Below are 21,741 nucleotides of genomic sequence, written 5' to 3'. Positions count from 1 at the left end.
CCCCGGCAACCGTATCGCTTGGAACTACTTGCCCGTCTTGCGCTCCACCGCGGCCTTCACCAGACCGGCGAAGAGCGGGTGCGGACGGGTCGGGCGGGAACGCAGCTCCGGGTGCGCCTGGGTGGCGACCAGGTAGGGGTGCGTCTCGCGCGGGTACTCGACGTACTCGACCAGCTTGTTGTCGGGAGACGTGCCCGAGAAGAGGATGCCCGCCTTCTTCTCCAGCTCCGCGCGGTAGGCGTTGTTCACCTCGTAGCGGTGGCGGTGGCGCTCCTCGATGTACTGCTGGTTGTCATAGACCTCGCGCACGATCGAGCCCTCGGCGAGCTTCGCCGGGTAGAGGCCGAGCCGCATGGTGCCGCCGAGGTCGCCCGCGCCCTCGACGTACGCCAGCTGCTCCTCCATCGTCGAGATGACGGGATGGGCGGTGGCGGCGTCGAACTCGGTGGAGTTGGCGTCGGGGATCTCGGCGAGGTTCCGCGCGGCCTCGATCACGATGCACTGCAGGCCGAGGCAGAGACCGAGCAGCGGGATCTTGTTCTCACGGGCGAACTGGATCGCGCCGACCTTGCCGCTGACGCCTCGGTCGCCGAAGCCGCCGGGGATGAGGATCCCGTCGACGTCGCCGAGCTCCTTCTTGGCGCCGGCCTGGGTCTTGCAGTTGTCGGAGGCGACCCACTTGACCTTGACGCGGGCCTTGTTGGCGAAGCCGCCGGCGCGTAGCGCCTCGGTCACCGAGAGGTACGCGTCCGGCAGGTCGATGTACTTGCCGACGAGCGCGACGGTGACCTCGTGGTCGGGGTTGTGGACCCGGTCCAGCAGGTCGTCCCACGTGGTCCAGTCGACATCGCGGAACGGCAGGTCCAGCTTGCGCACGACATACGCGTCCAGACCCTCGGTGTGCAGCACCTTCGGGATGTCGTAGATCGACTTGGCATCGATCGCGGCCACGACGGCGGCCTCGTCGACGTCGCACATCAGCGAGATCTTGCGCTTGATCGCGGTCGGTACGTCACGGTCCGCGCGGAGCACGATCGCGTCCGGCTGGATACCGATGTTGCGCAGGGCTGCGACCGAGTGCTGGGTCGGCTTGGTCTTCAGCTCGCCGGACGGGCCGATGTACGGCAGCAGGGAGATGTGCACGACGAAGACGTTGTCGCGGCCGACCTCGTGGCGGACCTGGCGGACGGTCTCCAGGAACGGCAGCGACTCGATGTCACCGACCGTGCCGCCGACCTCGGTGATGACGACATCGACGTCGTCGGTGGCCATGCGGCGGATGCGGTGCTTGATCTCGTTGGTGATGTGCGGGATGACCTGCACGGTGTCGCCCAGGTACTCGCCGCGGCGCTCCTTGGCGATGACCGTGGAGTAGACCTGGCCGGTGGTGACGTTGGCCGAGCCGTCGAGGTCCACGTCGAGGAAGCGCTCGTAGTGGCCGATGTCCAGGTCGGTCTCGGCGCCGTCGTTGGTGACGAACACCTCACCGTGCTGGAACGGGTTCATCGTGCCGGGGTCGACGTTCAGGTACGGGTCGAGCTTCTGCATGGTGACCCGCAGGCCCCGTGCCTTGAGCAGCGCGCCCAGGCTGGAGGCCGTGAGGCCCTTGCCGAGGGAGGAGGCGACACCCCCGGTGACGAAGATGTGCTTGGTCGTCATGGATTTGGGCGGCATCGCCAAGAGGGGGCTCCCGTGGTCGCGAGGTGAGGTGCGTACCGGCGACCCTTCGAGGGGTTCGGGGGGTGCCGTCGCTGCGGTTTCGGGGCCCCTGTTTTGCACAGGGTGGCCACCGGTCCACGGGGTACCAGGGTATCAGCGACAGCGGGTGACCGCTCCCGGCCGCGCCCTCCCCCATGCGCACCCCGTTCATCCGGGGATCACCCTTGGCTCACCCGTTCGGCGCACTCGGGTTGCCGGGAGCGGTACGCAGATCCTTAAGGTGCGACGTATCCTGCTCGGACACTCGCTGCCGAGCCAGGCCGGCAAACGGCACCATCCCCGTCCGTCACCCGGAACATCGCGCTCGTCAACGACCCTTGACCGCAGTAAGCGCCCCGAGGGGCGGACGTGGCCGTTCGACTGGAGATGCACGTGGCCGGGCGCATCGAGGATTACGCACTCATCGGAGACATGCAGACCGCTGCGTTGGTCTGCCGGGACGGCACAGTGGACTGGCTGTGCCTACCCCGCTTCGACTCGCATGCCATCTTCGCCGGGCTGCTCGGCACCGAGGACCACGGTTTCTGGCGGCTCGGCCCGGCGCATGCCGCGGATGCCCAGCCTCCGTCGGCCGCCCGGCGTCGCTACCGCGGGGACTCGCTGATCCTCGAATCGGAGTGGGACACGCCACGCGGCACGGTCCGTGTGACGGACTTCATGCCGCCTCGTGACGGCGCGCCCCAGCTGATCCGGATCGTGGAGGGCGTGACCGGGCGGGTGCGGATGCGCTCGGCGCTGCGTATGCGTTTCAGTTACGGGCGTGTGGTGCCGTGGGTCCACAAGGTCGACGGGCGCACGGTCGCCGTCGCCGGACCCGACTCGGTCTGGCTGGACACCTCCGCGGAGACGTACGGCAAGGACCTGACCACGTACTCCGATTTCACCGTCGGTCCCGGTGAGCGGATCGCCTTCACCATCAGCTGGCAGCCCTCGCACCACCATCCACCCTCGCTGCCCGACCCTGAGGGCTCGCTGGAGGCGACCTCGGACTTCTGGCGGGAGTGGGTCGAGCACTGCACGTACAACGGGCCCTACCGCGAGGCCGTGGTCCGCTCGCTGATCACGCTGAAGGCGCTGACGTACGCGCCGACGGGCGGGATCGTCGCGGCGCCGACGACCTCGCTGCCGGAGGAGATCGGCGGCGAACGGAACTGGGACTACCGCTACACCTGGCTGCGCGACGCCGCGATCACCCTGTCGTCGCTGCTGCGCACCGGCTACCGCGAGGAGGCCCGCGCCTGGCGCGAGTGGCTGCTGCGCGCGGTCGCCGGTGACCCGGAGAACCTGCAGATCATGTACGGGATCGCGGGCGAACGGGAGCTGGGCGAGGCCGAGTTGGACTGGCTGCCGGGCTACGAGAACTCGACTCCGGTACGGGTCGGGAACGGCGCCGCGCACCAGCTGCAGCTGGATGTGTACGGCGAGGTCACCGAGGCGCTGCATCTGGCCCATATGACGGGTCTCGCGCGCAACGACTACGCCTCGCTGCTGCAGCTCAAGCTGATCCGCTACCTGGAGAAGCACTGGGACCAGCCGGACGAGGGCATCTGGGAGGTGCGCGGGCCGCGCCGGCACTTCGTGCACTCGAAGGTGATGGCCTGGGTCGCGGTCGACCGCACCATCAAGCTGATCGAGTCCGGCGACGCGGACGGCCCGATCGAGCGGTGGCGCGAGCTGCGCGACGACATCCACCGCGATGTCTGCGAGAAGGGTTACGACAAGGAGCGCAACACCTTCACGCAGTCGTACGGCTCGAAGGAACTGGATGCCTCGCTGCTGCTGATTCCGCAGATGGGCTTTCTGCCGCCGGACGACAAGCGCGTCATCGGCACGATCGAGGCGATCCAGCGGGAGCTGGCCACGGAGGACGGTTTCGTACTGCGCTATCCGACCGCGGGCGAGAAGGCCGGCGTCGACGGCCTCAAGGGCGACGAGGGAGCGTTCCTGGCGTGCTCGTTCTGGCTCGCGGACGATCTGGCGATGATCGGTCGGGTGGACGAGGCACGGCGGCTGTTCGAGAAGCTGCTCTCCCTGCGCAACGATCTTGGGCTGCTGGCCGAGGAATGGGATGCGACGCTGCAACGCCAGGTGGGTAACTTCCCGCAGGCGTTCAGCCATGTGCCGCTGATCGACACGGCGCTGCGGCTGACAGCTTCCGGCGCCTACGGAGGGTAGCGGCGGGGCTGCGCGGCAGGACCGCTCGACTGATCATCTCTCCCTCATCGGGACTACGATGAGAAGGTCCTGTCGCGCCCTCGGAAGGGGGCCACTATGGCGCCCCAAGGCATTGCGGAGGCGGCGCTGGCCGGTCTCCGTCAAGAACTCACCGGCACAGCAGTCGCCCCCGGCGATCCGGGGTACGACGAGGCTCGCGCCATCTTCAACAGCATGATCGACCGGCGACCGGCCGTCGTCGCGCAGTGCGAGACGGAAGCGGATGTGGCCAGGGCGATCCGCTTCGGCCGGGACAACGAGCTGGAGATCGCCGTCCGCGGCGGCGGCCACAGCGTCGCGGGCACGTCGCTGACCGACGGCGGAATCGTGGTCGACCTGCGCCGTATGCACATCGTGATCGTCGACCCCGTGTCCCGGGCGGCACGCGTCGGCGGCGGCGCCACCATGAGCCATCTCGACCGGGCCACGCAGCCGTACGCTCTGGCGACCACCGGCGGCCGTGCGTCCACCACCGGCGTGGGTGGCTTCACGCTCGGCGGCGGATCCGGCTGGCTTGAGCGCAAGCACGGCTTGGCCTGCGACAATCTGATCGCCGTCGAGCTGGTGACTGCCGACGGCGAGACCGTCCACGCCAGTGAAGACGAGAACCCGGAGCTGTTCTGGGCGCTGCACGGCGGCGGCGGCAACTTCGGGGTGGCGACCGCGATCACCCTGCAACTGCATGCGCTTCCCGCGATGTCGATGGTCATGCTGCTGTTCCGGCCGGAGGCGGGACCCGAAGTCGTGCGTGCCTACCGTGACTTCATGGAGTCCGCGCCGGACGAGGTCGGCGGTGGCTGCATCTACCTCACCGCGCCGCCCGAGCCATTCGTCCCCGAGCAACTGGTCGGCAAGCTCGTGTGCACGGTCCTGGTCACCTACACGGGCACGGAAGCGGAGGCCCGTCAGGTGACCGCGCCGCTGATGGGGCTCGGACACGAGGCGGAAGTGATCACGGAGCTGCCGTACGCGGAGCTGCAGTGCATGCTCGACGACCCGCCCGGGATGCGTAACTACTGGTCGGCCGAGTACCTCAGCGGCTTCCCTGACGAGGCCGTGGACGCCTACTGCTCGCGTGCCGCCACCATGCCCGTGCCCACGGCCACACAGCACGTCCTGTTCCCGGTGGGCGGCGCGGTGGCGAGGAGCCCGGACGACTATCCGCTGCCCTGGCGCACCGCGCCGTGGACCGTCCATCCCTTCGGGATCTGGGAAGACCCGGCCGACGACGAGCGCGGCATTCACTGGGTCCGCGACGTACGCGCCGCCGTACGGCCCTGGTCCCAGGGCTCGGTCTATTTGAACTTCATCGGGAACGAGGGGCGGGGGCGGGTCCTCGAGGGCTTCGGCGAGGAGAACTACCTTCGCCTCGCCGCGGTCAAGGCGAAGTACGACCCCAACAACGTGTTCCGGCTGAACCACAACATCAAACCGGCGTTCTGAGACGAGGCGCCCGGCAAACGCCCGCGCGGGCCGACATGTTGTCGGGTTGCCGCGCGGGCGATGCCGGTCGGGACGCACCGGGTGATGCGCACGCATGTACGGGCCCGGTAGCGTCCGGAGCCAGGGCGGCCGGCGCCCGTTCGGACCGGATCGGAATCGCGAGGCGAGAGTCAGTGGAGACGACCCAAGGTGGAATCACGGTGCAGCGGGCGCTCGAACTGCCCGGGCTGCGCGCCGGGCTTCCGGAGGTCGTCGCAGGCGCGGAGCGGCTGAACCGCACGGTGCGCTGGGTGCACGCGGGTGAGGTGCCCAACATCGCCTCGCTCCTCAAGGGTGGTGAACTGCTGCTCACCACGGGCCTGGGCCTCGGCACCCGGCCGGCCGAGCAGCGCGCCTTCGTACGGCAGCTGGCGGACCGAGGGATCGCCGCGCTGGTCGTGGAGCTGGGGCCGCGTTTCAGCAGGCTGCCGGCGACGATCGTGGAGACGGCCCGGGCGGCCGGTCTGCCGCTGGTGCAGCTGCACCGCGAAGTCCCCTTCGTCTCGGTGACGGAGGAGATCCACACCGAGATCGTGAACGGGCACTACGCCCTGCTGCGGCAGGCCGAGGAAGTGCACCGGCGGTGTACGGAGGTGCTCCTCGACGGCGGCGGAGTGCCCCAAGTGCTGCGTATCCTCGCGGACTTCACCGCGAACCCGGTCTTCCTGGAGACGGCGGACGGGCAGCTGCTGTACGCGGCCGAGTCCGAGTCGGGGCAGGCCGGAGCCGATCCGCTGCAGGTGTGGGACGGGCTGCGCGGCCAGCGGGCGGCGCGGGAGTCCCCTCCTGCCGGCGCGGTTCTCGTGGACGTACCGGGCGGTGGGCACGGGGCGGCTTCGGTACGGGCCCGGCTGGTGCTGCTGGCCGTCGGCTCCCCGATGCTTCCGGTGCACCGGATGGCGGCGGAGCGGGCGGCCGGTCTGCTGGCGGTCGTACTCATGCAGGCACGTCAGGAGGAGGAGCTGGCGGCGCGCGGTCGCGGCGACTTCCTGACGGACCTGGCGGAGGGCCGCATCACGGCGGAGGACGCGCCGGCGCAGGCGAAGGTGCTGGGCTTCAGACCGGGCGAGGGCCCGCTGCTGCCGGTCGTGATGCGCCTCGCCGCGGAGCTCTTCCCCTCGGGGAACTGGGCGCTGCTGGCACGCGCGGTGCTGGAGGAGCTGGCGTCGGTAGGGGTGCCGGTGCTGCTGGGCGTACGCCCGGTGGAGGGCCGCGTACCGCTGCTGCTCGGCCTGCGCTCCGAGTCGGAACGCACGGCGGTCGCGGACCGGGTCGCCGCGGCGCTGCGGGCGGGTGTGGAACGGGCGGGCCTGGAGCGGGCGGGCGCGCATCCACCGGTCGTGGTGGTGGGCATGGCGGGCGGCTGGGCGGCGGTGTCGGCGGGCCTGCGCCACGCGGCGGAGACGGCGACGGCGGCGCAAGGCCTCTCGGACCGCCCGTGGTACGACGCTCGCCGCCTGGACATCGACCTGCTGCTGTGGCGCCTCCGGGACCATCCCGACCTGGCGGCGTTCGTGGACCGTGCGATCGGCCCCCTGCGCGCCCACGACCGGGCGTCCCGCCCGCCGCTGCTCCCGACGTTGGAGACATACCTGGCCCACGCGGGCCGCAAGGCGGAGACGGCCCGCGAACTCCACCTGAACCGCCAGACGCTGTACAACCGCCTGGCCCGTATCTCGGAACTCCTGGGCACGGACTTGGACGATCCCCAAACGGTGCTGGCATTGAGCCTGGCACTGAGGGCACGACGGCACGCGGGGTGAGGTGGGCGCCGCGGAGGGTTTGGGGGGCCGTGCGGCGCGTACCCGGCACTCCTGAGGACTCGGGCTGCTGCGCCGCGAAGCCGACGCGCCCGGGAGGAACGGGACCGCGCGCCGTGTAACGCGGCACGCCCACAGGGCCCGCGGGCTGCGCGCGAAGCCGGCGTCTCGGGGTACGGGCGTCAGTCCCGCGTACCCCCATCCCCGCGGCCCGGGGCTGCCCCCTCACCCGGCGGAGGCGCGCTCGGAAAGTACGGGGCCACCCGCCATGTACCCGGCACTCCACAGAGCCCGCAGCCTGCGCCGCGAAGCCGGCGTCTCGAGGTACGGGGCGTCAGTCCCGCGTACCCCCATCCCCCGCGGCCCGGGGGCTCCCCCTCACCCGGCGGAGGCGCACATCGGATGCAGCAGGCAGCGGCGGGCAGCAGGAAACCCCAGCCCGAGCCTCAGCTCCACCCCGCCACGACCTCGTCGTACACGCTCAACACCAGCGCAATCGTCTCGTCCTCCGTCGGCCACGTCGCCGCCTGCGCCCGCCCCGCCGCCGCCAGCTCCTCCCGAAGCCCCGGGTCACCCAGCAGCCGCGCCACCGCCCCGCCCAGCGCCGCCGCGTCGCCGTACGGAACGAGTTCCGCCGCCTCGCCCACCAGTTCCGGGATGCCGCCCACCGCCGTCGCGACCAGCGGGACGCCCAGCCGCAGCGCCTCCTGCGCGAGCAGCGAGCGGGCCTCCCAGCGGCTCGGCAGCACCGCCACATCCGCCGCCGCGAGCAGCTCACCGATGTCGTCCCGGCGCCCCATCAGCCTCACCGGCAGCCCTTCCGCCTCGATACGGCGCTGGAGCGCACCCCGCTGCCGTCCCTCCCCCGCGATCACGACCAGCGGCACTGGGTCCAGGCCGCGCCACAGCCGGGCCGCGTCCAGCAGCGTTCCGTACCCCCGGTGTGGCACCAGGCTCCCGACGGCCATCACCAAGGGGCGTTCGACAGCGCCCAGTTCGGCGCGTGCCTTGCTCTCCGCGTCGCCCGGCCGACCGTGCGGCGCGGGCACGGCGACCGGTGCGAGACGGGCGTCACGTGCGCCCCGCTTGCGGGCCCGGTCGACCAACTCGGAACACGTACCGAGCACAACCGCCGCCGCCCGCGCGGCCCTTCGCTCCAGCAGGCGCAGCACCTGGCCACGCGCGCCGTCGTCGTGCGCCCGCGTGTGCCAGGTGACGACCAGAGGCACGCGCTGCCCGCTCAGCGCCAGCGTGGCGCGTACGGCGGCGTGCAGCCCGTGCGCGTGCACGACGTCCGCTCCCGCGCACGCCGCGCGCAGCGCGCCGACCGCCGCCGGGTCACCGCGCCGCGGTACGGGCGCGAAGTGGGCCCCGGCGCCGGGGAAGTCGTAGACGTGCTCCAGTTCAGCGGGAGCGCACACCGTCACCCGCACGCCCCGCGCCACCAGCCCCGCGGCCAGCGACCTGACGTGCGCGCTGCTGCCCGCGCTGCCGCCGCCCAGCACTTGGACCGTACGCAGCTGTGTCACTCGGCCAAGGATGCCAGCCCGTACGCACGTTCCGGCACCGTCGAGGCGTCGTGCCCGTGTCCGGAACCGGACTCCGTACGCCGGATCACCCACACGGGTGATCCGGCGGGCCGGCTGACGGTGTCTCCGTGCGCGGCCGCGACGACGAGGCCGACGGGCTGAACGGCAAGCCCGGCGCGGCGACACGGCCGCGGGGCATGGGGTTCTGCCCGCCCCGCGGGCTACCCGTCCGCCCGGGCCGTCGCCAGGAGCTCCTCCGCGTGCGCACGGGCCGTCTCCGAGTCCTCCTGGCCCGCCAGCATCCGCGACAGCTCGCGCACCCTGTCCTCGCCCTCCAGGACCGTCACACCGCTTCGCGTCACCGTGCCGTCGTTCGTCTTCTCGACGAGCAGCTGCCGGTCGGCGAACGCCGCCACCTGCGGCAGATGCGTCACGACCACCACCTGCGCCGACTTGGCGAGCTTCGCCAGCCGCCGGCCGATCTCGACCGCCGCCTTGCCGCCCACGCCCGCGTCGACCTCGTCGAAGAGATACGTCGGCACCGGATCGGTCCCCGCGAAGACGACCTCGACCGCCAGCATCACCCGCGACAGCTCACCGCCCGACGCCCCCTTGGCGATCGGCCGCGGCGGCGCGCCCGGGTGCGGGGCCAGCAGCAGTTCGACCTCGTCAACGCCGGACGGCCCGTACACCACCGCGCGGCCGCCGACCTCGACGCCGGAGGCCTCGTCGACGGACTCGGTCTGTCTGATGTCGAAGGACACCCGCGCGTGCGGCATCGCGAGTGAGGCCAGCTCCGCGGTGACCGCCTCGGCGAACCGCGCCGCCGCCTCAGTGCGCGCGTCGGTCAACGCCTGTGCCAGACCGGACAGTTCGCTCCGCAGCGCGTCCCGCTCCGCCGCCAGCTCGCCGATCCGGTCGTCGTCGCCCTCCAGCTCGGTGAGCCGACCCGCGCTCTCCTCCGCCCACGCCAGCACGGCGGCAATGCCTTCACCGGTCCCGTCGTACTTGCGCGTCAGCCCGGTCAGCGCCGCCCGCCGTTCCTCCACCGCGGCCAGCCGCAGCGGATCGGCGTCCAGATTGTCCGCGTACCCCGCCAGCTCTCCCGCCACGTCACCGAGCAGGATGGAGATCTCGCCCATCCGGTCGGCGAGCCCGGCCAGCGCGGGGTCGTGCGAGCGTACGGCGTCCAGGGCCCGTCCCGCGCCCGCGACCAACGTCGTCGCGTCGACGCCCTCCGGGTCCTCGGGATTGCCCGCCAGCGCGCCGTGCGCGAGCGACGCGGCGGACGCCAGTGCCTCGGCGTGGCCCAGCCGCTCCGCCTCCGCGGCGAGTTCGACGTCCTCGCCGGCCCGCGGTTCGGCGCCCGCGATCTCGTTCAGCCCGAAGCGCAGCAGATCGGCTTCCTGCGCGCGCTCACGGGCACGCGTGGTCAGCTCGTCCAGTTCGACGGAGACGGCCCGCAGGCGCCGGTAGGCGGCCGCGTACTTGGCGTGCGGCCCGGTGACCGCACCGCCCGCGTACCGGTCGAGCGCCTCCCGCTGCCGCGCGGGCCGCAGCAGTCCCTGCTGGTCGGTCTGGCCGTGCACGGCGACGAGTTCGTCGGCCAGCTCGCCCAGCACGCCCACCGGCACGGACCGCCCACCGACGTGGGCGCGCGAGCGCCCCTCCGCGGAAACGGTCCGGCTGATCAGCAGCATGCCGTCCTCGAGCTCGGCCCCGGCCTCCTCGGCCCGTACCGCGGCGGGGCCGTCGGCGGACACACTGATCCGCCCCTCCACCACCGCCGCCTTGGCGCCGATCCGCACCAGGGCAGGGTCGGCGCGCCCGCCGAGCAGCAGCCCCAGGCTGGTAACGACCATGGTCTTGCCCGCGCCCGTCTCACCGGTCACCGCAGTGAAACCGGGTGACAGCTCGACGACCGCGTCGTCGATGACACCGAGCGACCGTATCCGCATCTCCTCCAACACGGACACGACCTTACGAGGTCCGGGGCCCGCTGTGCGACGGACCCCGGCCTCCGATTCACTCTCCCGGGCAGCGGAGAGTCACCGCAGCCCCTTTGTCCGCCGCAGCAGTCGGACATAAGGACCCCACCGCGACCTGCGTACGCCCTCCGCCCGGTCCAGGCTGTTCTCGATCACGGCGTCGTGCAGCCAACGCCAGAAGAGCGGCCTCGTCAGCCGGGCGGGGCCGCGTACGCCCCCCGAGCGGCCGGTCGAGCCTCATCCGCAGCCACGGCTCGTACGGCCGGAGCCCGTCGTCCGGCGCGGAGAGCGAGTCCAGCAGCGCGCCTGCCTCTCCGGCGGATGGGCCAGGACAGCCCGGCGGCGCTAGTGCGGCGCGCCGCGCCAACCGGACACCGGCAGCGCGAACTTGGCCACCAGTCGGTCCGTGAAGGACGCGTGGTGCAGCCGCGCCAGCCGTACGGGAACGGCCCCGCGCCGTACCTCCACCCGTGCGCCCGGCGGCAGTTCGATCGTCCTTCGCCCGTCGCACCACAGCACCCCCTGCGGTGTGTGCGGCTGCACCTCCACCGCGAGGACCGACGTCGGCGAGGTCACCAGCGGCTTGGCGAACAGGGCGTGCGCGCCGATCGGCACCATCAGCAGCGCCTCCACCTCGGGCCAGACCACCGGGCCGCCGGCGGAGAACGCGTACGCGGTCGAGCCGGTCGGCGTCGCGCAGACGATGCCGTCGCAGCCGAAGCCGGTCACCGGCCGCCCGTCGATCTCGAGGATGACCTCGAGCATCCGCTCGGGCGAGACCTTCTGCACCGCCGCCTCGTTCAGCGCCCAGTCCCGGTGCACGACATCGCCGTTGCTGTGCACGACGACATCGATGGTCATGCGCTCCTCGACCTCGTACTCGCGGGTGACGACGCGGTCGACGACCTTGTCGAGGTCGTCGCGCTCGGCCTCCGCCAGGAAGCCCACCCGCCCCAGGTTGACGCCGAGCATCGGCACCCCGGAGGCGCGGGCGAATTCGGCGCCGCGCAGCAGGGTCCCGTCCCCGCCGAGCACGATCAGCAGTTCGCAGCCGTCGAGTACGTCGGGAGTCGCCTCGCGGACCGTTTCGACGGACGGCGGCAGCGGCAGGTCGGCCGCTTCCGCCTCCAGTACGCGTACCCCGAGACCGCTGCGCAGCAGCCCCTGTACGACGAGTTCGGCACTGCGAATCGCCGCAGGTCTGCCGGTGTGTGCGAGCAGGAAAACGGTACGTGCTGGTGTCGCTGCCGGTGTCGTTGTCAACGAGGTCCCTCCGCCACTGCACGGTCGACGTCCGCCGGGTCGAGCTCGGGCGCTCCGGCCCGGAGCCACAGAAAATACTCGACGTTTCCGGAGGGGCCCGGCAGCGGGCTGGCCGTGATGCCCAGCACGCCGAGACCGAGTTCCCCCGCCTTGCGCGCCACATTCCGTACCGCGTCCGCGCGCAGCTCCGGGTTACGGACGACCCCGCCGCTGCCGAGGCGTTCCTTGCCCACCTCGAACTGCGGCTTGACCATCAGCACCAGATCCGCGCCGGACGCCGTACACCGGACGAGCGCGGGCAGGACGAGGCCGAGCGGGATGAAGGAAAGGTCCCCCACCACCAGGTCCACCGCCTCACCGTCGATCGTCTCCAGCGTCAGCTCGCGCACATTCGTACGGTCCTTGACCGTCACGCGTTCATCACTCTGAAGAGACCAGGCGAGTTGTCCGTATCCGACGTCGACGGCGACGACATGGGCGGCGCCCGCCCGCAGCAGTACATCCGTGAAGCCGCCGGTGGACGCGCCCGCGTCCAGTGCCCGCCTGCCCTCGATCTTCAGCCCGAGCGGCACGAAGGCCGCCAGCGCGCCGGCGAGCTTGTGTCCGCCGCGCGAGACGTAGTCGGGGTCGCTGTCGTCTGCGGTGACGACGACGGCGGCGCTGGTCTCGACCTGGGTCGCGGGTTTGGTCGCGGTGTTGCCGCCGACCGTCACCCGTCCCGCGGCGATCAGCTGGCTCGCGTGCTCGCGCGAGCGTGCGAGGTTGCGGCGTACCAGCTCGGCGTCGAGACGGCGGCGGGCCACTCCTGCCACGTTCGGTTCAGCTCCTGTTGTCGTACGACGGTGATGGCGAGGGCCCCTGAGGCGCAGGTGCCGGGCGTGCGTCGAGCGCGGTCAGCGCATCGCGCAGCCCCCGGTGTACATCCTCGTACACCTCGAGGTGTCCGTCCGCCGGGAGGTGGTCGGCGTCGGCCAGCCGCTCCAGCCGGTCGTCGACGTCGGCGTTGCCGGTCGGCACGCGCTGCACGCCGACGGGCGCGGGCGCGGCAGGGTCGTACGCCTGACGGGCAGCCGCCCCGGGCCCCGCCGGCTCCCGGCTCTCCCGGTCCGTGTTCTCGGGCGCCGTGTTCTCGGGCGCCGTGTTCTCGGGCGCCGTGTTCTCGGGCGCCGTGTTCTCGGACGCTGGGTTCTCCGGCTCCGGGCTCACTGGTCCCTCCTGAAACCCCTGCTCCTGGATCTCGGGGCCCGGCATCGAGTCGCTCATGCCCAGACGCTACCGCGAAGCGCTGAGGTACCGTCGATCACGATGGCGACGACGGAAGAGTGCCGCAGCGCACTCGACAAACTCTCGGACAACCTGGCACGGGCGGACGGTGATGTACGCAGCGCTGCCGCGCTCAACCGTTCCCTCAGCTGCCACATCAAGGACCTGGACATCACCTTCACCGGCCGCCTCGTGGACGGCCGGATCGATGTGGTCGACACGCTCCAGGGACCGCCGCCCGACAGGGCTCAGATCCGTCTCGCGATGAGCGGCGACGATCTGGTGGCCATGGTGAACGGTGAGCTGAACTTCGCGAAGGCCTGGGCCTCCGGCCGGGTCAGGCTCGAGGCCGGCTTCCGCGATCTGCTGCGCCTGAGGACGCTGCTGTAGCGGTCAGTACACCGCCGTGATGGCCAGGACGCTGCCGTCGCGGCCGGGGCACTGCCGTGGCGGCCGGACAGCTGCTTCAGCGGTCAGGACACCACCGTGGCACTACGCCTCCGGGACGTCGGCACCACCAGCGGCGTCCCGGACTCCGGGTCGTCGATGACCTGGCTCTTCACCCCGAAGACCTGCTCCACCAGCTCGGCGGTGACCACGTCCGCGGGCGCGCCCTCGGCGACGATCTTCCCCTCGCGCAGCGCGATGAGGTGTGTGGCGTAACGGGCCGCCTGATTGAGGTCGTGCAGTACGGCGACGAGCGTCCGCCCCTGCGTCTCGTGCAGCTCCGCGCACAGGTCGAGCACCTCGAGCTGGTGCTGGATGTCGAGGAATGTCGTGGGCTCGTCGAGCAGCAGCAGTGGGGTCTGCTGGGCCAGTGCCATCGCGATCCATACGCGCTGCCGCTGCCCACCGGACAATTCATCGACATAGCGCTCCGCCAGTTCGCCGACTCCGGTCGCGGCCATCGATTCCTCGACAATCCGCTCGTCCTCCGGCGACCACTGACGCAGCAGCCCCTGGTGCGGATAGCGGCCGCGTGCGACGAGGTCGGCGACCGTGATCCCGTCCGGTGCAATCGACGACTGCGGCAGCAGGCCCAGCGTCCTGGCGACCTTCTTGGCCGGCAGCGAGTGGATGGTCTGTCCGTCCAGCAGGACCCGTCCCTCGGACGGCTTCAGCATCCGGGACAGGGCACGCAGCAGTGTCGACTTTCCGCAGGCATTGGGGCCGACGATCACCGTGAAGGAGTTGTCGGGGATCTCCACCGAGAGGTTCTCGGCGATGACCCGCTGGTCGTAGCCGAGGGTGACCGATTCCGCGGTGAGGCGCTGCATTGTCGTCGTACTCCTGGATTCCGATGGTTCGTCTGTCACGGGCTTCACCGTGCTCATATGCGTCCTGCCTTGCGTTCGGTGACCAGCAGCCAGAGCAGATAGCAGCCGCCGAGCACTCCGGTCACCACACCGACCGGCAACTGCCGCTCGCCGAAGGCGTTGGTGGCGATCCAGTCGGCGACCAGCAGCAGCGCGGCGCCCATCACCGCGGCGGCGGCCAGGTTCGGGCCGGGCGAGCGGGTCAGCCGACGGGCGAGCTGCGGTGCGCTCAGCGCGACGAAGGTGATCGGCCCCGCCGCCGCGGTCGCGACCGAGACCAGCAGGACGCCGGCGCTCATCAGCACCACACGGGTGCGTTCGACCGGCGCGCCCAGCGCGTACGCCGCGTCGTCGCCCATCTCCAGCATCCGCAGCGGCCGCCCGTACCCGGACACCAGCGGCACGAGAACGGCACACACGCCCAGCAGTGGCCAGACCTGCGCCCAGTCGCGGCCGTCGAGCGAGCCGGTCATCCACAGCGTGGCCTGGATGGCGTCGACCAGGCTGGCCTTGGTGAGCAGATACTGGTTGGCGGCGGTGAGCATGGCGGCGATGCCGATACCGACGAGGACCAGCCGGTAGCCGTGCACCCCGCGCTTCCAGGCCAGCACATAGACGCCGACGCCGGTCGCCACTCCGCCGACGAGCGCGCCGCCCGCCACCGCGACGGCCCCGCCGTGGAAGAGCACGATGACGCTGAGCGCGCCGACGGTCGCGCCCTGCCCGAAGCCGATGACGTCCGGACTGCCCAGCGGATTACGGGTGATGGACTGGAAGATCGCGCCGCTGAGGGCGAGCGAGGCGCCGACGAGCACTCCGACCAGCACTCGCGGCAGCCGCAGATCCTGAACGATGAACTCCTGCGCCGGCGTGCCGTTCCCGAGCAGCGTGGCGATCACCTCGCCGGGTGAGATCGGGAAGTCGCCGCTGCCGATGAGTACGACTCCGGTGGCCGCGGTGGCCGCGGCGAGCAGCAGTACGACGACGGCCGCGCGGGGATCGACCCGGACGGAGAGCCCGCCGGGGGTGCGTATGGCCTTCACTGGGATTTCCCTCGCATGACGTTCCGGGCAGGTCGTCGGAGCTGTCTGTCCTGCCGGGGGTCCGGGGGTTGTCCCCCGGGAGGACACAGCACGGCCTTCACAGCTGGGCCATCCTCTTGCGGCGTACGAGATGGATGAAGACGGGCCCGCCTATCAGCGCGGTGACGATGCCGACCTGCAGCTCGGCGGGGCGGGTGATGACCCGGCCGACGACATCGGCGCCCAGCAGCAGGACGGGCGAGAGGACCGTCGCGTACGGCAGGATCCACCGCATGTCCGGACCTGTGATGGCGCGGACGAGATGCGGGATCATCAGCCCGATGAAGACGATCGGCCCGCAGGCGGCGGTCGCCGACCCGCACAGCAGAGTGACGGCGAGCATCGAGAGGATGCGGGTGCGGTTCAGATGCGCGCCCAGCGCGCGGGCGGTGTCGTCACCCATCTCCATCGCGTTCAGCGGCCGTGCGAGCAGCAGCGCGAGCACCACGCCGATGCCGATGAAAGGCGCCACCTTGCCGATGGTCTCCATATCGGCCGAGGCCAGCGAGCCGACCGTCCAGAACCGGAGCCGGTCGAGCGCGGCCGCGTCCAGCAGCTGTACGGCGTGGATATAGCCGACGAGCACGGCGCTGACGGCGGTTCCGGCGAGCGCGAGGCGTACCGGTGTCGCGCCCCGGCTGCCACCGAGGATGTACACGAGCGCGGAGACGACGCCCGCGCCCAGGAACGCGAACCACACATAGCCGGTGAGCGAGGTGACGCCGAGGAAGCTGATGGCGGAGACGACGGCGGCCGAGGCGCCGGCGTTCACGCCCAACAGACCCGGTTCCGCGAGCGGGTTGCGGGTCAGCGCCTGCATCACCGCGCCGGCGAGTCCGAGAGCCGCGCCGACGATCAGGCCGAGCAGGGTCCGCGGTACACGAACATCGTGGACGATCACGTCGTTGCCGGCACCCGAGTTGTGGAACAGGCCGTGCCACACGTCGGACAGCGGCATCGACTTGGCACCTGTCGCGATGCTCGCGAGGCAGACCAGCAGCAGGATGCCGACAGACACAAGCAACCCGGTGGCGCGCAGCGCGTGGCGCCTCCGGGATGCGGGTGCGGATTGCGGCTCCGCGCTCTGTTTGGGGGGACTGTCGACCAACACGAGGTGAGGTTAGCCTACCCTCGCCACAGTGAGGGGACTCCCCTTCCGTGAATGGTGTCGGCCGGACCAGCCTCCCCGGCCGCCGACTCCGGCGCGAAGAAAGAGAGTCGGCGCTTCAAGGACGACCGCGGAAGGAAGAGACCCATCGTATGGACCCAAGTCCCTCCGCCCCGCCCACGGGACACGGCCCTACAGGCCCAGCCGGGACAGCACCTTGCCCGCGTCCAGCTCGCACATGCCGTCCCCGGCGTCGGTCCAGGCCGCAGCACACAGCGCCCGCAGCCCGTCCAGCGGCTCGCCGTCCCCGTCGAGCGCCAGCTCGTCCTCCCGTACGGACGCGGTCCACCCGCCGCATGTGAACCCGCCCTCCGCCTCACCGACTTCGGGCTGCCCGGTCAGCATCCCGCGCAGATCGGCGTCCACATAGGTCGGCCGGTGCTCGGGCCGCGCGGCCAGCAGCTGCGCACCGTCCGTCACCCCGGTCAGTACGAGCAGCGAGTCCACGCCGCCGTTGAACGCACCCTCGATGTCCGTGTCCAGCCGGTCCCCGACCACCAGCGGCTTACGCGCACCCGTCCGCAGGATCGTCTCCTTGTGCATCGGCGGCAGCGGCTTGCCCGCCACCTGCGGCTCCGCACCCGTCGCGATCCGTACGACCTCCACGGCCGCACCATTGCCCGGCGCGATCCCGCGCGCACTCGGAATTGTCAGATCCGTGTTGGAAGCGAACCACGGCACGCCCCGCGCGATCGCGTAACAGGCCTCGGCGAACCGCCCCCAGGCCAGGTCCGGACCGCCGTACCCCTGCACCACCGCCGCCGGATCGTCGTCGGCGGACTCCACCGGCTCGAGCCCGCGCTCGCGCAGCGCGACCCGCAGCCCCTCCCCGCCGACCACCAGCACCCGGGAACCGGCCGGCACCTGCTCGGAGATCAACCGGGCCACGGCCTGTGCGGAGTTGATGACATCCGCCGCGTCGGTGGGCACGCCCAGCTCGGTGATGTGCGCGGCCACGGCCTCGGACGGCCGCAGCGCATTGTTGGTCACATACGCGAGATGCATCCCGCCGTCCCGCGCCGTCAGCAGCGAATCCACGGCGTGCGCAATCGCCTCACCGCCCGCGTACACCACTCCGTCGAGGTCGAGCAGCGCCGTGTCGTACGCCTCGCTCAGCGCCGTCGCACTGCCGCTCGGCCGGTTCCTGCTCTGCTGGCTCATTCGTTTCCGCTCCTCGCTCGGTGTCGCTCCCCCGATCATCGCTCATGCGCGCGACCCACATACGATGCACAAATGAACACCGAAGGTCCCGCGGCCAATGACGGTCTGCACCTGATCCCGTTCCGTGGACTGCGCTATGTCCCTGAGCGGGTCGGCAGCCTCGCCGCCGTGACCTCACCGCCGTACGACGTCGTCGTCAGGCCCGACGGCCTGCTCCATCTGGAGTCGGCGGATCCGCACAACATCGTCCGGCTGATCCTCCCGCAGGCGAACACCGCCGGCGCCCGCAACCAGCAGGCCGCCGACACCCTCGACCGCTGGCTCTCCGAGGGCATCCTGGCCCCGGACCCCGAGCCCGCGTTCTACGTGTACGAGCAGCGCAAGGACGACATCCTCCAGCGCGGCATCATCGGGGCGCTCGCACTGTCCGAACCGTCCGAGGGCGTCGTCCTCCCGCACGAGGACGTGATGCCGGACGTCGTCGCGGACCGCGCGGCTCTGATGCGTACGACCGCCGCCAATCTGGAACCGCTGCTCTTCACCTACCGCAGCATGGGCGGTGCGACCGGCGCGACCGCCGTCATCGACCGCACCATCCTGCGTACCCCGCTGCTGGCCACCACCACGGAGGACGGCTTCAGGCACCGACTGTGGTCCGTGACTGACCCCGACGACCTGTCCGAGGTCCGCGCCGATCTCTCCGACCACCAGGCGCTGATCGCCGACGGCCACCACCGCTGGGCGACCTATCTGCGGCTGCGCGCCGAACACCCTTCCCCGAGCCCGTGGAACTACGGCCTGGTCCTGCTGATCGACACCGCCCGCTATCCCCTCAGGGTGCGCGCGATCCACCGCCTGTTGCACCGCCTCCCTGTATCCGAGGCGCTGGCCGCGCTGACCGGCTCCTTCCGCATCCAGCAACTCGACGGCCCGCTTCCGCAGGCGCTCGAGACTCTCGCGAACGCGGCCGCCGAGGGCAACGCCTTCCTCCTCGCGGGCGACGGCGGATTCCACCTCGTCGACCGCCCGGACGCCGAGCTGCTGTCCCGTACGGTCCGGCGCGACCGCCCCGAGGCCTGGCGCACACTCGACGCCACGGTCCTCCACTCCACGCTCCTGGACCACATCTGGCGGATCCCGGACACCCCGGAGCACATCGCCTACATCCATGACACGGAGGCGGCCGTCGAGCATGCGGAACGCAACGGCGGCACCGCGGTGGTGATGCATCCTGTGCGGGAAGAGGTCGTGCGGAATCTCGCTCGCGAGGGGGTCACGATGCCCCGCAAGTCCACGTCGTTCGGCCCGAAGCCGGCGACGGGCCTGGTCCTCAGAAGCCTCGCACTGGACTGACGAACTGACGACGAGAACTGACGACGAGATACGGACATACGAAAGGGCGACACCCATGCCGGGTGCCGCCCTTTCGTCTGCGTGTACTTACCTACTCGGCCTTGTCACCCTCGACATCGCCGTCGGCGTCGCTGTCGGCCTCGCCGTCGACGTCACTTTCGGCCTCGTCGGTGGCCGCGGCCGGCTCCGTGGACGCGTCGGGCGCCTCGTCCTCGCCCATGGCGTCGACGAACTCCACACCGTCTATCTCGGCGAGCCGGTCCGAGGCGTCGGTCGCCCCGTCCTTGTCGGCCTCGAGCGCCTTGGCGAACCACTCACGCGCCTCGCCGTCGCGCCCGGCGGCCAGCAGCGCGTCGGCGTACGCGTAACGCAGCCGCGCGGTCCAGGGCTGTACGGAGTTGGACGCCAGCTCGGGGCTCTGCAGGGTCACGATGGCAGCGTCGATCTGCCCCATGTCCCTGCGCGCTCCGGCCGCGACCAGCCGCATTTCGACCTGGCCGGCCTTGTCGAGCTTCTGCACCTCGGGCTCACCGGCCATCGCCATCGCCCGCTCGGGCCGCCCGAGCCCTCGCTCACAGTCCGCCATGACGGGCCACAGCTCGACGCTCCCGGTCATCCGCTTGGCCGCCCGGAACTCGGCAAGCGCCTCCGAGTACTTCTGCGTCGCGTACGCGGCGAAACCCGCGGCCTCGCGCACGGCGGCCACACGAGAAGCGAGCCGCAGCGCCACCTTGGAGTAGGCGTACGCCTGCTCGGGGTCCTCATCGATCAGGTTGGCGACCATGACGAGGTTCTTGGCCACGTCCTCGGCGAGGCCCTTCGGCAGGCTCTGAAGCTCCTGCCGTACATCCTTGTCGATCTCGTCGCCAGTGACGTCCTCGGGAATCGGCAGCCGCTTGATCGGCTCCCGGTCACCGCGGTCGCGGTCGTCGCGCCGCCCGTAGCCACCACGGTCGTCACGAGACCCGCGGTACCCGCCACGGTCGTCACGCCGGTCGTCGCGCTGCCCGCGGTACCCTCCGCGGTCGCGGTCGTCACGACGGGGGCCACTCGGCCGGTCGTCGCGGCGCCCGTAGCCGCCACCACCGCTGGGGCGACCGCCACGGTCGTCGTCACGGCGTGCGCCGTACCCGCCACCACTGCTGGGGCGTCCACCACGGTCGTCGTCACGACGCGGACCGCTCGGCCGGTCATCGCGACGCCCGTAGCCACCGCCGCCACCACTGCTGGGACGACCACCACGGTCATCGTCACGGCGTGCGCCGTACCCGCCACCACTGCTGGGACGTCCACCACGGTCATCATCACGACGGGGGCCACTCGGCCGGTCATCGCGGCGCCCGTAGCCGCCACCACCGCTGGGACGACCACCACGGTCATCATCACGACGCGGCCCACGATCCCGGTCGCGGTCCCGGTCATCACGACGGAAGCCACCGGGACGGTCATCACGACGCTCGTCGCGCCGGTCATCACGACGGAAGCCACCGCCACGGTCGTCGTCACGACGGGGGCCACTCGGCCGGTCGTCGCGACGCCCGTAGCCGCCACCACCGCTGGGGCGACCGCCACGGTCGTCATCACGGCGTGCGCCGTACCCGCCACCACTGCTGGGACGTCCACCACGGTCGTCGTCACGACGGGGGCCACTCGGCCGGTCATCGCGACGCCCGTAGCCGCCACCACTGCTGGGGCGACCGCCACGGTCGTCATCACGACGCGGACCGTATCCGCCACCACTGCTGGGGCGTCCACCACGGTCGTCATCACGGCGTGCGCCGTACCCGCCACCACTGCTGGGACGACCACCACGGTCATCATCACGACGCGGACCGCTCGGCCGGTCATCACGACGGCCGTAGCCACCGCCGCCACCACCGGAACGGTCATCACGCCGACCGTAACCACCGCCACCGCCACTGGGACGCGACCCGTAGCCGCCACCACTGCTGGGACGACCACCACGGTCATCATCACGACGCGGACCGCTCGGCCGGTCATCACGACGGCCGTAGCCACCGCCACCGCCAACACCACCGCCGCTGGGACGACCACCACGGTCATCATCACGACGCGGCCCACGGTAGCCACCACGGTCATCGTCACGGCGCGGCCCACGATCCCGGTCGTCACGGCCGCCGCGGAAACCGCCCCGGTCGCCACCGTCCCTACGACGCGGCTCGCGCTCCGGACGGTCGTCGGGAGAGTTGGTGGACATCGGCGTGACTCCTGTCTTCGGGTACTGCAGTCATTCTCGCGCAGCCGGCCATCGGACGCGCTTCGAAAAATAGGCAAAACAAAAAAGGACCCGTAGCCCAGCGTGAACGCTGGACCACGGGTCCTTGAAAGATTGTTCGGCGGCGTCCTACTCTCCCACAGGGTCCCCCCTGCAGTACCATCGGCGCTGAAAGGCTTAGCTTCCGGGTTCGGAATGTAACCGGGC

The 21,741-nt window shown here is 71.2% G+C and carries 18 protein-coding genes and 1 rRNA gene; 6 read left to right on the top strand and 13 right to left on the bottom strand.

What is annotated here, in order from left to right; translation table 11 throughout:
- Window positions 1-24: 24 nt before the first annotated feature.
- Window positions 25-1,674: a CTP synthase gene (locus ACFYXH_RS38315; RefSeq protein WP_389573338.1), complete on the bottom strand. Its 1,650-nt coding sequence runs from the start codon at window positions 1,672-1,674 to the stop codon at window positions 25-27.
- A gap of 417 nt (window positions 1,675-2,091) precedes the next feature.
- Here ACFYXH_RS38315 and ACFYXH_RS38310 point away from each other — a divergent pair, with 417 nt between their 5' ends.
- The 3 genes from ACFYXH_RS38310 to ACFYXH_RS38300 all read left to right on the top strand — a co-directional run bounded on the left by ACFYXH_RS38310 (window position 2,092) and on the right by ACFYXH_RS38300 (window position 7,178).
- Window positions 2,092-3,894, top strand: a complete 1,803-nt coding sequence (locus tag ACFYXH_RS38310) for a glycoside hydrolase family 15 protein (RefSeq protein WP_389573491.1) — start codon at window positions 2,092-2,094, stop codon at window positions 3,892-3,894.
- Window positions 3,895-3,990: 96 nt separating this feature from the next.
- The gene (locus ACFYXH_RS38305) at window positions 3,991-5,376 is read left to right on the top strand and encodes an FAD-binding oxidoreductase (RefSeq protein ID WP_389573335.1); all 1,386 of its coding nucleotides are present in this window, start codon (window positions 3,991-3,993) and stop codon (window positions 5,374-5,376) included.
- Window positions 5,377-5,549: 173 nt separating this feature from the next.
- Window positions 5,550-7,178, top strand: a complete 1,629-nt coding sequence (locus tag ACFYXH_RS38300) for a PucR family transcriptional regulator (protein WP_385307094.1) — start codon at window positions 5,550-5,552, stop codon at window positions 7,176-7,178.
- A gap of 443 nt (window positions 7,179-7,621) precedes the next feature.
- On the opposite strand, the gene ACFYXH_RS38295 is transcribed toward ACFYXH_RS38300, so the two are convergent.
- From ACFYXH_RS38295 to ACFYXH_RS38275, 5 genes are all read right to left on the bottom strand, one after another.
- Complete coding sequence (locus tag ACFYXH_RS38295) at window positions 7,622-8,704, bottom strand: glycosyltransferase family 4 protein (RefSeq protein ID WP_389573332.1); 1,083 nt, start codon at window positions 8,702-8,704, stop codon at window positions 7,622-7,624.
- Window positions 8,705-8,925: 221 nt separating this feature from the next.
- Complete coding sequence (gene recN / locus ACFYXH_RS38290) at window positions 8,926-10,662, bottom strand: DNA repair protein RecN (protein WP_389573488.1); 1,737 nt, start codon at window positions 10,660-10,662, stop codon at window positions 8,926-8,928.
- 375 nt (window positions 10,663-11,037) lie between these two features.
- On the bottom strand, window positions 11,038-11,955 hold the full coding sequence (locus ACFYXH_RS38285; RefSeq protein ID WP_389573329.1) for an NAD kinase: 918 nt from the start codon (window positions 11,953-11,955) through the stop codon (window positions 11,038-11,040).
- Window positions 11,952-12,767 (bottom strand): TlyA family RNA methyltransferase, encoded by an 816-nt coding sequence (locus ACFYXH_RS38280; protein ID WP_389573326.1) that lies wholly within the window; start codon window positions 12,765-12,767, stop codon window positions 11,952-11,954. Before ACFYXH_RS38280 ends, ACFYXH_RS38285 begins: the two co-directional genes overlap by 4 nt.
- Window positions 12,768-12,774: 7 nt before the next feature.
- The gene (locus ACFYXH_RS38275; RefSeq protein WP_389573323.1) at window positions 12,775-12,972 is read right to left on the bottom strand and encodes a hypothetical protein; all 198 of its coding nucleotides are present in this window, start codon (window positions 12,970-12,972) and stop codon (window positions 12,775-12,777) included.
- Window positions 12,973-13,063: 91 nt separating this feature from the next.
- On the opposite strand from ACFYXH_RS38275, the gene ACFYXH_RS38270 reads away from it, so the two are divergent.
- Both ACFYXH_RS38270 and ACFYXH_RS38265 read left to right on the top strand, forming a co-directional pair.
- Entirely contained in the window at window positions 13,064-13,174 is a 111-nt protein-coding gene (locus ACFYXH_RS38270) for a pentapeptide repeat-containing protein (protein WP_389573321.1), read from the top strand.
- An 86-nt stretch (window positions 13,175-13,260) separates the two neighbouring features.
- Window positions 13,261-13,608, top strand: a complete 348-nt coding sequence (locus tag ACFYXH_RS38265) for an SCP2 sterol-binding domain-containing protein (RefSeq protein ID WP_389573319.1) — start codon at window positions 13,261-13,263, stop codon at window positions 13,606-13,608.
- 83 nt (window positions 13,609-13,691) lie between these two features.
- On the opposite strand, the gene ACFYXH_RS38260 is transcribed toward ACFYXH_RS38265, so the two are convergent.
- The 4 genes from ACFYXH_RS38260 to ACFYXH_RS38245 form a co-directional block, all read right to left on the bottom strand.
- Window positions 13,692-14,495, bottom strand: a complete 804-nt coding sequence (locus ACFYXH_RS38260; protein WP_389573317.1) for an ABC transporter ATP-binding protein — start codon at window positions 14,493-14,495, stop codon at window positions 13,692-13,694.
- A gap of 53 nt (window positions 14,496-14,548) precedes the next feature.
- Window positions 14,549-15,583, bottom strand: a complete 1,035-nt coding sequence (locus tag ACFYXH_RS38255; RefSeq protein WP_389573486.1) for a FecCD family ABC transporter permease — start codon at window positions 15,581-15,583, stop codon at window positions 14,549-14,551.
- Between the two features lie 91 nt (window positions 15,584-15,674).
- Entirely contained in the window at window positions 15,675-16,724 is a 1,050-nt protein-coding gene (locus ACFYXH_RS38250) for a FecCD family ABC transporter permease (protein ID WP_389573485.1), read from the bottom strand.
- Window positions 16,725-16,916: 192 nt separating this feature from the next.
- A complete protein-coding gene (locus tag ACFYXH_RS38245) occupies window positions 16,917-17,945 on the bottom strand; it encodes an HAD-IIA family hydrolase (protein WP_389573315.1) in 1,029 nt (342 codons plus the stop codon).
- Window positions 17,946-18,017: 72 nt separating this feature from the next.
- Between ACFYXH_RS38245 and ACFYXH_RS38240 the strand changes: the two genes are divergently transcribed.
- The gene (locus ACFYXH_RS38240; protein ID WP_389573313.1) at window positions 18,018-19,298 is read left to right on the top strand and encodes a DUF1015 domain-containing protein; all 1,281 of its coding nucleotides are present in this window, start codon (window positions 18,018-18,020) and stop codon (window positions 19,296-19,298) included.
- Window positions 19,299-19,389: 91 nt separating this feature from the next.
- Here ACFYXH_RS38240 and ACFYXH_RS38235 read toward each other — a convergent pair whose 3' ends face one another.
- The 3 genes from ACFYXH_RS38235 to rrf all read right to left on the bottom strand — a co-directional run.
- A complete protein-coding gene (locus tag ACFYXH_RS38235) occupies window positions 19,390-20,100 on the bottom strand; it encodes a hypothetical protein (RefSeq protein ID WP_389573311.1) in 711 nt (236 codons plus the stop codon).
- Window positions 20,067-21,431 carry a hypothetical protein gene (locus tag ACFYXH_RS38230; RefSeq protein ID WP_389573309.1) on the bottom strand — a complete coding sequence of 455 codons (1,365 nt, stop codon included), beginning with the start codon at window positions 21,429-21,431 and terminating at the stop codon, window positions 20,067-20,069. The genes ACFYXH_RS38235 and ACFYXH_RS38230 overlap by 34 nt, the downstream gene beginning before the upstream one ends.
- A 219-nt stretch (window positions 21,432-21,650) precedes the next feature.
- A 5S ribosomal RNA gene (rrf, locus tag ACFYXH_RS38225) occupies window positions 21,651-21,741 on the bottom strand; the annotation flags it as partial.

This window comes from Streptomyces sp. NPDC002730, assembly GCF_042888805.1.
In the GTDB taxonomy this organism is placed as follows: domain Bacteria; phylum Actinomycetota; class Actinomycetes; order Streptomycetales; family Streptomycetaceae; genus Streptomyces.
This window is presented reverse-complemented; position numbering and strand designations above follow the sequence as displayed.